This window comes from Shewanella sp. 1311 (genome assembly GCF_059338235.1).
Map to the genome: position 1 here is coordinate 21,994 of NZ_CM181686.1, position 13,116 is coordinate 35,109.

General features: G+C 39.7%; 11 protein-coding genes and 1 pseudogene. 1 reads left to right on the plus strand and 11 read right to left on the minus strand.

Features of this window, described 5'->3' with window-relative positions; all coding sequences use genetic code 11:
* Positions 1 to 1,452 precede the first annotated feature (1,452 nt).
* The 11 genes and pseudogenes from AC5YB3_RS00190 to AC5YB3_RS00240 form a co-directional block, all read right to left on the minus strand.
* Positions 1,453 to 1,692, minus strand: a complete 240-nt coding sequence (locus AC5YB3_RS00190; RefSeq protein ID WP_494527207.1) for an SMP-30/gluconolactonase/LRE family protein — start codon at positions 1,690 to 1,692, stop codon at positions 1,453 to 1,455.
* A gap of 631 nt (positions 1,693 to 2,323) precedes the next feature.
* On the minus strand, positions 2,324 to 2,749 hold the full coding sequence (locus AC5YB3_RS00195; protein WP_494526280.1) for a DUF952 domain-containing protein: 426 nt from the start codon (positions 2,747 to 2,749) through the stop codon (positions 2,324 to 2,326).
* 228 nt (positions 2,750 to 2,977) lie between these two features.
* A complete protein-coding gene (locus AC5YB3_RS00200) occupies positions 2,978 to 4,435 on the minus strand; it encodes an ABC transporter permease (protein ID WP_494526281.1) in 1,458 nt (485 codons plus the stop codon).
* 466 nt (positions 4,436 to 4,901) lie between these two features.
* Complete coding sequence (locus AC5YB3_RS00205) at positions 4,902 to 5,684, minus strand: PIN domain-containing protein (protein ID WP_494526282.1); 783 nt, start codon at positions 5,682 to 5,684, stop codon at positions 4,902 to 4,904.
* Between the two features lie 236 nt (positions 5,685 to 5,920).
* Positions 5,921 to 6,882 (minus strand): annotated as a pseudogene (locus tag AC5YB3_RS00210) (IS5 family transposase).
* Entirely contained in the window at positions 6,863 to 7,813 is a 951-nt protein-coding gene (locus AC5YB3_RS00215) for a DUF6602 domain-containing protein (protein ID WP_494526283.1), read from the minus strand. Before AC5YB3_RS00215 ends, AC5YB3_RS00210 begins: the two are co-directional and overlap by 20 nt.
* A 441-nt stretch (positions 7,814 to 8,254) precedes the next feature.
* Positions 8,255 to 9,511, minus strand: coding sequence for a Y-family DNA polymerase (locus tag AC5YB3_RS00220; RefSeq protein ID WP_494526284.1), 1,257 nt, complete (start codon positions 9,509 to 9,511; stop codon positions 8,255 to 8,257).
* A complete protein-coding gene (locus AC5YB3_RS00225) occupies positions 9,511 to 9,918 on the minus strand; it encodes a LexA family protein (protein ID WP_012197033.1) in 408 nt (135 codons plus the stop codon). Before AC5YB3_RS00225 ends, AC5YB3_RS00220 begins: the two co-directional genes overlap by 1 nt.
* Before the next feature lie 60 nt (positions 9,919 to 9,978).
* Positions 9,979 to 10,209, minus strand: a complete 231-nt coding sequence (locus AC5YB3_RS00230) for a hypothetical protein (protein WP_259559617.1) — start codon at positions 10,207 to 10,209, stop codon at positions 9,979 to 9,981.
* Positions 10,210 to 10,748: 539 nt separating this feature from the next.
* Positions 10,749 to 11,294 (minus strand): PIN domain-containing protein, encoded by a 546-nt coding sequence (locus AC5YB3_RS00235; protein WP_494526285.1) that lies wholly within the window; start codon positions 11,292 to 11,294, stop codon positions 10,749 to 10,751.
* A gap of 172 nt (positions 11,295 to 11,466) precedes the next feature.
* The gene (locus AC5YB3_RS00240; protein WP_432379654.1) at positions 11,467 to 12,057 is read right to left on the minus strand and encodes a hypothetical protein; all 591 of its coding nucleotides are present in this window, start codon (positions 12,055 to 12,057) and stop codon (positions 11,467 to 11,469) included.
* A 444-nt stretch (positions 12,058 to 12,501) separates the two neighbouring features.
* Between AC5YB3_RS00240 and AC5YB3_RS00245 the strand changes: the two genes are divergently transcribed.
* Positions 12,502 to 12,930, plus strand: a complete 429-nt coding sequence (locus AC5YB3_RS00245; RefSeq protein WP_220777821.1) for a DUF6957 family protein — start codon at positions 12,502 to 12,504, stop codon at positions 12,928 to 12,930.
* Positions 12,931 to 13,116 lie beyond the last annotated feature (186 nt).

Consider the following 13,116-nt stretch of genomic DNA (forward strand, 5'->3'; position numbering starts at 1 on the left):
GGTTGATATTACTTCAAATCTTCAAAGCCTCTGCAAGACACCTTTTAGCCGTTAATCTATAACTGCGCACAATGTATATTATGTTAAATATACTCTGCCTATTAATTAATACATCGACACACTGTTGTTCGTGGCCACTCAGAATGAGATTTCGTGGCAGACTGAGATTTACCTTTATGATGAACATGAATCTAGGCCGCAAGCTAACCTACTGATATTTTGCTGTTTGACTAGCTAGGATTAGCAAATGGATATTCAGATAAAAATTACGGACGGTTTCTTATTCGATTAGATTGAAATTTTCATCTAAAGTCTGATATCGAAGATGTCACTGAGCTATTAGATTTTCGCGTCTCTGCGTGAATGCTTTAAGATTTTGTGTAACCATATGCGAAAGAAATCATGTAAAACGCGCAGTAACAGCTTTAAAGCAGATTTACTTATGCAGAAAGCCTTCAGTTCGAAGATATGGTATGACTCTATCGAAGCGGATGTTAAAGCGACCTAAACTCTGGCTAACTGATATATTTGTCTTACCGGCTATAAATGCACTGATTGATACATGAAATCTTTAGAAATGAACTGAGCGACTGAGTTCCTGTGTATCAATGTGTCAGTAAATAATGAGTTCATTGAACGGTTTAATAGTGTTATCTGAGTCTCCAAGAATGCCGATAAATGACGTTATCGGCATTAGCGTAAAACTGTATTTTTATTGAATAATAGCTTATGCACATAGTAACAAACTGTATTCATCTGATTGAATCATGATGGACAACAAAAACCGTGAATGTCGAGGGTACACTGCCCTAACTTGTTGCGAATTGCGAAACTAGTAAATCTCAGCGCATGGCCACTTTATACTCTTTAAACCCCAAAAATCTTGTTGTATTGAACCACACTCAATAAAACATTGATGAGCTATATCCTGGTACGCCTTCCCTCATTAGGTGCTAAAATTGGACTAAGTCCTAATTGCATAGTTCAAATAAAATCGAGTCATGACTACGTTACTACTATCTCCCTTATCCGCCCTCGCCCATCAATCTCTGTAAAGGTTTGTTCTAAGTATAACAATCCATTGCTTGAAGTTATCAATACCACCTAAATAACTGGAATTACTCAACTTAAGTTTTGAAAAATGAAGTTTAGTGGCTTGTGTGTCGCGTCGCTACTTGAATTCTTTAGAGTCTTGGCTGGCATAGTCCTCTATTATTCACGTAGCAACGCGTTCTTTTTGACTGGTATAAATATTGCCAATCTTCATAGGTCAATGGCAGACTGTTGAGTAAATTACGATGCTCTCGTCAATTTGGCATTTGCTTGTCTAAGATGGCGTTCAAGTAAATATCTTGGAAATTTCGGCTAAAGGACTTTACAGTCCGTTTATACCGACTAACTGATAGATAAATACATCGCCTGCCTGTGACTCATTTGATAATTGTTCAGCACTTAAGGAATGCTTTGCGCTAGTGATTGGGCGTTCCAAATATATCCAGCGGCATCGACTTCAGAACCATCAGGGAAAATCATTTGCTCTGTTGTGACAAATGAACGCTTATTGCTAACTGATGCTGTGTTTGGATCAAAGTCATATTGAAATATTTCATGTGTTGGTGAGTCTGCATGGTACATAGTTAGCTCATCTAGACTCCAGCAGAGCCCATTTGAAATGCTGATGTTCTCGCACACTTTTAAGCATTGGCCTTGATGAGCTACGCAGTAAAGTGCAGCATCACTGCTTGGATAAGGGCCATTTTCGACCGGTGATGTCTGTTTTATGCTCAACGGCAAACATCATGGCAGTCAAAAAATCCCTCTACACTAAAGCGAGTTCAACCGCTAAATACATAGGGGACGTTCAGTTAGTTCACAAGCCTCGACTGCAATATCACTATAAGCTATATAGTCTTTTGCGGTCTTTACGGTAACATTTAAAAGCCAAGATCCAGAACGAAACCAAAACGAATAACGCTACCTTATCGTACCTATGTAATAACTTCCCAACAATGGCATCTTCTAAAGGCTTCATTACTCCTTGGAACTCAATTTCAGCGATGTAGTATTTGCCAATCAATAATATTACAAAGTGAAAAACGACACCAAAAATCAGGGCTAACTGAGTGCGTTTTGATAATGACAGCACATATAGGAATTCATATACAAAGTTCATTTTTACCTTTAAAAACGACGTGTTAAGTAGTGAGCGACATAACCATTCAACCTAAAACTATTGCTCTGTAAACACAAGGCTCGACCTGAACTAAAAATACCGAGCGTTGCGAATTTTAGCGTCGCGCAGAGAGTGCGCTCCAATGCTTAGTTAGAATACAGACGCCTCAGACAGAGTTTTTCCTATCCGAAACGAGACAGCACCTTCGTCATCTGGCCCTGCGTCTAACGCAAAAACTCGAACCACACACTCAACTGGTACGCCCTCAACATAGAGATTTGGCCAGGTACCCAAAGGCTCCTCAGTCCTCTCATCCCATCTCAGATATTTCGCCATTCCAGAAACATCTATCTCAAGAACGACAGGCTCTTCCTCAACAGAAAACCATCGGTTCGCGACAAGCTCCACATCCTTCAATTCGTTCAGATGAACTCTGCCCCGCCGTTTATCTGCCTGGCATCGAGGGACACGCCCGCAACGCTCAGCCTCAACCCAATCTTCTTTAGGAACAACTCTATACAAATGATTCAAATCAACGCTTCCTATCTGTTTTATAGATGCCCATTTAAAGGGCATGGTTTAACAGCTTCGAGGCAAAACGTTTTAAGGCTAAAATCTACTTTTGGACATAAATCATTTAGTTCTTATACTCTAAAATTTACCATTCACATTATCATAAGTAATGATCATCTTAAGAAAGCGATTTATGTTCACTATAAAGATGAACTGCCCTGTGCGGAGCCGCATGCAGGGTGATGTGGAGGTAGGAGGTCTGATACCTCCGGCTACCCGATTATATTCTTGCTACGTAAATACTTTCTTAACTTTTTCCATAGAACTAATCAACCCATCGAGACCTTCATGTACAGGTGTTTTATCACCATGTTTTTTATCAAGTGTATCTGAAGCATTTTTTGAAACAGCATCAATTGCAGAGCTGAGTAACTTCTTCATTAGTTCAGGATCCGATTGCCCTAGTGCTTCTATTTGAGTTTTGAAATTTTGATAAGACTTGGCAAGAGCTTCTTTATGAGCATATTCCTGTTGTAACCTTAATGTTTCACTACGTCTTTTTGATGAAAATAACGCAAGCCAAATAACAGGTATAACAAGTGGAAGTTTATATAAAATATTTGAAAACAAGTTGGTTAAATTGGTCACGTCTACAAACTTAATATTAGACCAACTTATCTCTTGGATTACAGATATAAATGCAACTAACATCAACAATAAAATAGATCCATAAAATAACCTAGAATAGCTTTTAATTGGTGAGTCAAATGAGACTTTTAGATCATGGTATGCTGAAGCCAAGCCTGCACTTGTAGCCCCTGGTAGTAAGCTTTCTATTTCATCATTAAGAGTTTTATATTTTATTTCTTGTTGGTTCTTAAATTGTTCGAGGTGCTTTTCTCTGGCTGAAATTTCAGATTTCAAGCCACCTTCGAAAACACCTTCTTCATTTTTTTCGCCAAAAACGACTGTGTGGAAGCTTTTGAAATCTGATACTTTTAGTTTAACTTCATTTAACAAGGTATTTATAGTTTCAGATTTATCATTTGCGGTTTCAAGTGCACCATCTATTTCGGATGATATAGATTCAGTAAGTGAGTCGCCATCGATTAATTTAGTTCTATACTCTTGAATTTTATCATAAGCATCGTCTATGGTTTGTTCAAGTCGACTAATTTTTGAACTTAAACTTTCTTCTTCAGAATTATCGAAGTAACTTGTTTCTAAAACTTTAATTCGAGATTTTGCCGTATCAGCTTCATCTAAAGCATTAGAAGCCTTATCTTTAAAGTCTTTTAATTCGGTTAAAATTAAATTAGCTTCTTCTTGAAAAGAGTTAAGATTTTTATTTATTGTTTTTGTGTAAGCAAAAAATGATGCTCTAGCGGATTGTGCAGCTTTTCCTGCCACTACTTGATAGGGTCTAATATAAGTTAGTAGGTTATCTAAATTATTATTTGCATTAGTTATATACCCAACATTTCTATTGCTTTGGTAATTGTTAACGTGCTGTACACAAGAAGTTGATTGACCATGAAAACTATCCCAAGTGGAGATTGGAATCAACTCAGGGTCACATGACTGCAATAACTCATTGATAAATAATACAACTTTTTTAAATCTAGCGACTTCCTCAACACTAGTAACAATAGTGTTGTCATCTATAACAATTTCATCTGAAATTTCTAATATTTGTTGCCATACAGCTTGAAAAGCATGGTTATCAAATAACTCAGTCCAACGACTCATACATTCCCTTATTTAAGGTTGAGATCTAATATCACTTTGGACACTAGACGATAATTTATAACAGGCATATAACGAGGCAGTAAAACAACTTTAGCAGCCAAATTCAATTAAAAAATTCTGGGTTATATCTTTCGCTCTATATGGCATCCTATTCACCTTTAAAAAAGGACTTAAGATCAACGAGCAACTACTGTCGCATTTGCCTCCGCTATGATGGGAACACATCAATCTAACAAACGATTATATCTGTAAAAGTTATAGATACCGGCTTCTGGTAAGTTTCGGCGTCTGAGGCCTGCTAGAGTTGAAAGATCAAAAAATGGCCTTAACGTACAATAATTTTAGATATCCAAACTGCCCCCTAGAGTGATTCACGGTTACGATTTGAGGTAAAACTACCATGAGAAAATCTATCGCTAACTCAAGCATAAGGGGCTAAAAAACGTAGCGATACTTGTAATTATTCTTAGCTGTAGCAACTTACAAGTCCCTTTTGTCGTAATAATTTTATAGCCTCCTGAAAATCCACCTCCAAGACATCGGGTAAATCAAGAACCACCCGTGAGAATAGAGTTTCATAATTCACATCTGGTGTATGTCTGTAATAAATTTCGTTTTCAAGATAGTTTAGATAAGAGTAGCTTCCTGATTTAATGGATTGTAACACCTTAATTAGAGATATTAACGATGGGTACTTTTCAATACCGTTGTCACCATTTAACCCTTCTGTAAAATCAATATCCTTTGAAACAACACCAACCCTATCTCCACAAAAAGCTGACCTGCGAATAAGTTCTAACTGAAAGGCGTCAGGAAACTCTTTGCTTATTAAATTTTTACTTCTTTTCTTTGGAGTAAATGTCCCTTTTTGAAGGAAATAATCATTAAAAACCTTTGAAATGTCAGAATCATCCAAAAGTGAATAATCCAACATTTTGAACTTTGACTCGTTAAAAAAAAGTTGAACCTGTTCATGCGTGTCTAACCTAGCATTTTCAACAGCTGACATATCGAGTAATACAGTGTCATCTGATGTGTTCTCTAGTATAGAACTTACATTCCGATACGCATCAAGCAGTGCGTCAATTTTACGATCAATACCAGCGGATATTTCACGAACAGTGATTGGTGAAATCCATAGGTCAATAGACAACCTTTTGGCCAAAGCGATCACCTGAGCTAACTCAGGGTTGTCAACATCAAATTTCACATCATAAAAAACATTAGTATCAAAAAATATAGCTTTCATAAAACATCCTTATTTCAAATAGTACATGTATTCTGCAATATATTTGCCAGAATCGAACACATAGAAAACTGGCTGATTTTGGCGCATGAATCAGTCTGGGGTAGAGTGATTCACGGGCTAATTTTTGACAATGCTACTACTCACTTTTCGCATTACACTGTAATCACTAAAACCAACGCATAATAAAGGTTGTCCCTCTTAAAGCGTTAGTTAGCCGTTTTCAGCGGCGTTGTTGATTAAATCATTTCATAGAACGTAATCGTTCCAAGACTTCTGCCGATTAAGCAACTTGCTGGCGAACGGGCATACCCAGTCTAATGACTTTGTTCATCGCCTTCACACCAGCCAACGCCTCTGCAACTTGCCCATTGTAATCACGTAAACTTAGCATTGGACTATTCAACTGTTTATATCGGCCCATGGCGGTCTCTGCTAGAGAGCGCTGGTGATAGCCGTTATCGATTTTCCATTGTTTCAGCTGACCCGCTTTCAGTGCTTCTACCGCTTCATTACGTGGATGCCCCTTTTCCCATAACCCCGCATTTGAGCGCGGTGGGATGGTAGCTTTACAGCCTTTACGTCGCAGTAATTGATAACAACCCTTTGTATCATAAGCCCCATCTGCCGATACCTGCGTTATCTTTCGCCGTAAAGGATTGAGCAAGGTCGGCAATACTTCATTATCGCCTACTGACACAAGACTGACTTCAGCTGCAACGACTTCGTGAGTGCTTGCATCTATGGCTAAGTGCAACTTGCGCCATGTGCGGCGTTTTTCGCTGCCATGCTTGCGCGTTTTCCATTCCCCTTCACCAAACACTTTCAGGCCCGTGGCATCGACAACCACATGCGTTATCGGTCCGCGACTGGGGTTGCGGTACTTGATATTGATTGTCTTAGCGCGTTTACTGATAGAGGTGTAATCAGGTGATGTTAGTGGAACATTCATCAATGTAAATAATGAGTTGAGAAAGCCTTCTAGCGCACGCAACGATAAATTAAAGATGCCTTTGACCATCAACGCGGTTTCAATCGCCACATCACTATAGCTAAACCCGCGTCCACGCCCGCCATGATGCTCATGGCAGTACCACGCTTTTACTGCAGCTTCATCCACCCAGAAGGTGAGCGAACCACGGTTCACTAACGCTTGGTTGTATTGCTTCCAATTAACGATTTTACGTATTGATTTGCCCATGTTGCCGTCCTGAAGGTGAGTCAGGAGATCTGATCATGGCAACACCGATTAGTTCACTGATTTGTGCAACAACGCCGTTTTCAGCGTATAAATCTTCCCAAGATGCTGTTGACCAAGACATATAGTCCATAATCAACACACCTATGTCATTAAATCCGAAATCTCTTGAGCCTAAAATGTAATAGCCGTTTTGAACAAGACGATAATAAATATCTGATAGCGGAGTATAGCTAGGACGAGTTGTAAGCATGAAGTTACCTTTAAAAGCACTATCAGGTATCCCATACTGCACTTTCAGAGACTGTACATCAGAGTCACTATTAGGTTCAAAATGCAAATCACACCCTAAATCACTAGAACTCATATCTTTATCCGAGAAGCGCAGTATCGATAAATCAAAGTGATAACATTCAGGTTCACTGTTGCGCACAAAAGCACTTTCAATCGTATCTATTTTATTTTTGATTCTGTACGCAATAACGGATGTTATTGGAGCTTTCCACGAGTCTATTTCCTTAAATCCATCGACTTCGTTCATTAACTCACGAATTTTAGATATATCGTTACCAATTTTCTTTAGGTCACTTGAAGTTAAGTTAGTTTTGACCTCTATGGTATCAACAACAGCATGCAGCATAGCCAAAACAGAACCATCCAAATTTTCAGCCAAAAGTGGAAAGCGGGTGTCTAAAATCATGATATCTATCTGAGGAGAAATATTTCCATTAGGTGTAATGAAATGCCCAGAAACCGCTTTAAATGTCGGTGGTAGGTATCTATTAAAAAACCCTAATAGCGGTAATTCACCGTTTCTTCCGATTGTTTGAGAGTTAGAAGACGACGCTAAAGCTCGATCAACAGCAAGCAATATAGCTTTTTCTTCTTGTTCAATAACCGGATTTTTTGTTCCATGGACATGTTTGTACTTCAAATATAACTCCAAACTAATAAAAAACGGCTAACCTTTGTATAGTGCGCATGCGTGTTGATCTAATTAAACCAGTGAAAACGCACAAAGTTAACTATATGTATGCAAAGAACTTATCAGTATTTTATCAAATAAACCATCCGGAAAAATGCACATGCACTCTTCCCAAACCTATGATCTAATTTTGGAATAGTATATTCGAATGATTATAAAGGGTTTTATTAATTTTAGGCTGGATAAACACGCAAACAAATGAGTTTAAAATCGCTCAAAATACTTATGATTTAAATACGACGGTATACTTGTACAGTTTTGACAAATCGCAGGTGACTTGTGCCAAGCGAGGATATAGATGAGAATTTTTAGGGCACAAAGTCCGTTTGTTGCGACGCCACTAACAACTTGCTAACTCATTTCGGGGCATAAACGTGTTAGTCCTTCTATTCAACACTTTATTTCGGGCAGACATTTCCACTTAGTCGTGTATTGCGGTGTGAGTAGGTCGCGGCGCATGGCCCATTTATGCTCGATACCTTGGGCGGCAATGAATAAGGTATCTGTGCCATAACGTTGATTGATGCAATCAAGAGTCTTCATTAACGCTGGTTTAGCTTTTGAAACATTGAATAAATCTAACTGGCCATGCTGGGTGCTAACTAAATCAATCAGACCTACACCGACTTTATAATAACGTACTCCTGCACGGAAAAGTTGAGATGCTGCTTGTGTCATACCTTGAGTGAGTTCAATGCTGCAATCGGTAGCACAAGCAAAGTGCACTAAGGTCTTAAAGCCTGTTGGGCGTTCATCGTAGGGGGAATTGCTGGCAAACAACAACATGGTTTTACAGCTTGAACCTTGCTTGCGCGCTTTCGCTGCGGCAATCGCCACATGTTTACTTAAGGCTTGCAGTAAATCCTCATACTCGGTAATACGCTCGCCCACACTACGAGTTGAGAATATTTGCTTCTTATCCGCCCTCGCCTCGTCCCACACTTTGCACGCTTGCCCATTGAGTTCACGCACAGTGCGTTCTATTTCAATACTAAATTGCTTCCGCGCTAAACCTGCAGGGATTTTGGCTAAGTCATAGGCGGTCTTTACGTTCATCAATTCAAGTTTTTTGCTTATCCTGCGCCCAATGCCCCAGACGTCATTCACATTCATTGATTGTAAAATTGAAATCCTGTCTTGTTCATTATCGATAACGCACACACCGTGATAACCAGGTAACTTCTTTGCCGCATGATTGGCCGCTTTAGCCAGTGTGAGTGTTGAGCCTATGCCGACACAAACCGGCAAACGAGTTTCTTTCCAAACCGCTTTTCGAATCAACTGACCTTGGGTTTGTAAGCACTTAATGGCGGGGTAACAATTTTTAAAGGAGAGAAAGCTTTCATCAATGGAATAGACATGCTGCTCAGGTGCAAATCGGCCAATGATATTCATCATCTTTGCAGATAAATCGGCATAGAGCTCATAGTTACTTGAACAAACAATGACACCCAATTTCGTACACAAGTCTTTGACTTGAAAGTATGGTGCAAACTTAGGCACACCCCGTTCTTTCGCTTGCTTGTTTGCCGCTACGATGCAGCCATCATTGTTGCTCAACACAATCATTGGCTTACCACGCCAATCAGGTCTAAATACCTGCTCGGCGCTGCAATAGAAACTGTTGGCGTCTACCAAGGCAAACATCAGATGTCTGCTAATAATGGACTTTGGCGATGGCAACGAACAGAACGAATAACCACACCTTCAATGGTAAAGTTATCGTAATCGTGAATAGGCTGAGGTTGGTGCTGTTCATTCGATGACAGCAGCATGCGATGCGTTTTATCGAGGATTTTACATACAAATTCACCGTTGAAATTGGCAACTATCACATCACCATGACGCGCGGTTTCCTGACGGTCAACAATCAATATATCGCCATAAAAAATGCCCACGCCCTGCATTGAGTCACCTTTTGCGACACCAATAAAAGTCGCGCTGGGATGCACAACTAACAGCTCATCAAGGCTGAGACCCAACTGACTATATTCAGCTGCAGGGCTTTCGAAGCCAGTAATACCGGCACTGGCATAGATGGGGATAATACGCATAGTTAACACCACTGTTTTTATATACAGTAATTATAGGCGTTGTTAGATAACTGGCAAGAATTATTGTGATGTTTCGATGTAACACCATTGGTTCTTTTCTTTATCAAACCCCACATCAAAATTCACCGCGGTGGTGTCACCCGTCTGGTGTATCTTTGCAACGACATCTTTTAGTTCAGATAAATCATCAACACAGGTAAGTTCCGACAACTGCACTAGAAACAAGATTAAGAAGCTAAAAGCGGTTAAAAGTAATGTTGTGACAAACACTCGCACTGGTCTGAAGAGCATGGTTCTGCTTTCCTTTGCAAATAGACAACCTGTTTAGCTACGTTGAAATGTAGTAACAGCGGGTCAAAAATGCAAAATCAATCAATATGACCCACTTTTCATTGAGCTTGTTCAAATCAGCATCTTCGCCAATACTCAATTGACTACATTAACTCTGCTGTAAACCCCTAATAAAAAAGACATTAGCTTTACAACAGATAAGGAGCTAACAGTTCATGGCTGCTTAATTCGTGAGAGGTACAGTCTAGACTTTTGTGGCGCACATACTGATTTTTTCACTTAGTCTATTGTGTATAAAGATAGAAATATTGAGGAATTGACCTAATGTGCGGACGCATAAGCATTGATAGTTTTCTCGCTAATACGGTATCCCTTCAACTGGGTGTGCCATTTAATCCACAAACTGTACTGGTCAACTAAAACTGGCCACGGTTTTAGAATCTAACCAAAATATTCGCTCTGATTCATTTGGGCTCAATCCTGCATTGTCATAGTCAGGTCTTTACTGCCAAAACCGAAAATAGAAAATAGAGTAACAGCTAGCATTTGTACTCCACTGTATCACCAGAAATCTTAACGAGTTCTTCTTTCACCAGTTGGTTGAAATAATTTTGTATCGCTACATCGTTTCCCTTAACCCCCATATGAGCCGCAATATGGTTACGAAGACTTACGACCTTTTTAGGTCGCTTTTCTTTAGGCTTCGACGTTAATGAGCTAATCAATTTACTTATTGTACTTGGTGCGGTGGCAACTTTGACCTGTTTGCAAATTCTGCCATTCGTTTTGATATGTGAAATTAGCGGTGAAAAACCTTGATCATTACTGATGATTTCAAATGATATGTTTGAAGAAGCTTCGCTATCAAACTTACCGAGGTAATATGATAGATGGAAGTCTAGGTTATTAGATTGAGTTGCCTTAAGTTGAACTAAAACAAGCTCGATAGGAGAATCGTATTTAGTGTCGCCAAGGTCAATTTTTGGCTGTTTCGCACCAAGGAATAGAACCACTTTGCTGTAAATAGCGAGGTCTACTTTACTAAGACATCCAATGTTCTCATAGTCTATAAATGCCCACTTCAATGTGTGTCTCCTTAGTCTTCGTATAATTAACGCTGCGCTTGTTTAAGCCAATAGCGCTAATTCCTTCCCTCATAAGCAAAATCGGATTGATATGTAAAACTAACGTCCGGTTGTTGTTCAGTATCCGATGTTTTGTGCGGTTCTGCTAGATACCGACATTTCAACAGCTTCATTACTTCACTTTATTATTAGTAAACTCTAAGGAGTTGAAAAATTGATCTGACATAAGTGTAATACCATTAGGTACATTCTGTAGATCAGAACGATACGAAACCTCAAGCTGGATCACGACGCTTTTGTTGCCAGGATGCCTACAGATATAGCCCATAGTGCTGAAATATTGAAATGGTTGGCTGCTCTTACTTTTGCTTGCGTGATCTTCTGCAATGGTGACGTACTTAATACAGGCGCTTCCGTTTAAGGTTGCTCGGTTGTTTTTCACACCTCGGTCGACGAATCTCGTTTTATCATCGTTTCTCTCACGCTCTGCAATCACATAATCAAAGAATGAGTCATCATCTTCATGCCCGCCGACACCAAACACCCATGCATTTGCAATCAGACTATCTGTTTTAGACGTCATTTCTTTGCCAAAGAAAATGCCCATTTGGTCATGTTGCATCAAGTACCAGTTAGGCTCATTGGGTGAACTTATTGTTGCCCCAAGAATCTCATAGGTCTGCCCAATACCGGCTTGAGGAAAGTTTGGTTTGGATGCGCATGCACTCAAACCAATGGCGAACAGTATCACGAGATATTTCATTGCAGCTCCTTTGCCCCTAACCTAACAAACAGTGCTTGAATGCCAAGCTGCAGTCGCGCAAAGAAAAACGCATCAATGCAGCGACTCCAAACAGATTTAGCATACCTATACCGAAACTGAGCATTAACGATCGAAGTCAAAATATATTTACGCAAGACCTCCTTCATTAAGCTGATGTTATTAAATGTTAACGGCTAAAAAATGGCAAGCTAATTACCTTCAAAATGGGCCTCGAATAACACAGTGAAAAATTGATGATGGGCAGTCTTGTACTGAAGAGAGAGTCATTTATGTAAGTTAATTTTAATGATGTCTACTGGCAGAATCGTATTGAACATCTAAACTAAAATTGGGTTGTTGCAATGTTCGTGATATGCAGTCCGTTTTATAGCGTAAATCAGCTGCTTAAACGCACTTGCGCCTTTAATATTTAAGGAGCAACCCATGATAGAAAAACTGGCTCAACAAGCTGAAATAACAGCAGAACTGTTCTCTCTTGAAGGCATCCCTACCGCATATGGTTGTCGAATGGATGATATTGAACAGATGAAATTGCATTGTAAGTCAATCCAACCATTCAAAGCTTGGTGCGTCGTTTCAGAGTGGATCATTTGGATTATTGATGTCCCACAAGGCACCCCTGGCACTCACCCTATTAAAGAGCTGGTACTGGCGAATCACATAATTGAAGATGGCCAAGGCCGTTTCCCCAGTGGTGGATGGGTCAGAACCACAATGGTTATCCATACTCACCATAACTGCATCTTTGAAACGAACAATACCTTCTACATTTTAGTGGGGAGCGGTAACAGTAAGCGCCTGTCCCTCAACGAGTTTGGTCAGAAAATTAAGTTATTCAGTCAAATCTACTGATACGCTCAAAATGGGCTCTTGAATAAGGGCCTACCTTGCTAGTAAAGTCGATGATGATATAGAGTAAACCACAGCAACCGTAACCACCGCGGCTCAATGGGACAGGAAACGCCACGCGTTGACAGTCCCTCTTGAAGCGTTAGTTGAACGAAGCCGCTTTGCGGCAGGAACAAGATAAAACCATCC

Excerpts from the sequence above, each read along its gene's own strand:
- AC5YB3_RS00230 (WP_259559617.1), bottom strand. The coding sequence starts at position 10,209 with ATGCTCTTCAGACCAGTGCGAGTGTTTGTCACAACATTACTTTTAACC.
- AC5YB3_RS00245 (WP_220777821.1), top strand. The coding sequence starts at position 12,502 with ATGATAGAAAAACTGGCTCAACAAGCTGAAATAACAGCAGAACTGTTC.
- AC5YB3_RS00220 (WP_494526284.1), bottom strand. The coding sequence starts at position 9,511 with ATGTTTGCCTTGGTAGACGCCAACAGTTTCTATTGCAGCGCCGAGCAG.
- AC5YB3_RS00200 (WP_494526281.1), bottom strand. The coding sequence starts at position 4,435 with ATGAGTCGTTGGACTGAGTTATTTGATAACCATGCTTTTCAAGCTGTA.
- AC5YB3_RS00225 (WP_012197033.1), bottom strand. The coding sequence starts at position 9,918 with ATGCGTATTATCCCCATCTATGCCAGTGCCGGTATTACTGGCTTCGAA.
- AC5YB3_RS00195 (WP_494526280.1), bottom strand. The coding sequence starts at position 2,749 with ATGCCCTTTAAATGGGCATCTATAAAACAGATAGGAAGCGTTGATTTG.
- AC5YB3_RS00240 (WP_432379654.1), bottom strand. The coding sequence starts at position 12,057 with ATGAAATATCTCGTGATACTGTTCGCCATTGGTTTGAGTGCATGCGCA.
- AC5YB3_RS00205 (WP_494526282.1), bottom strand. The coding sequence starts at position 5,684 with ATGAAAGCTATATTTTTTGATACTAATGTTTTTTATGATGTGAAATTT.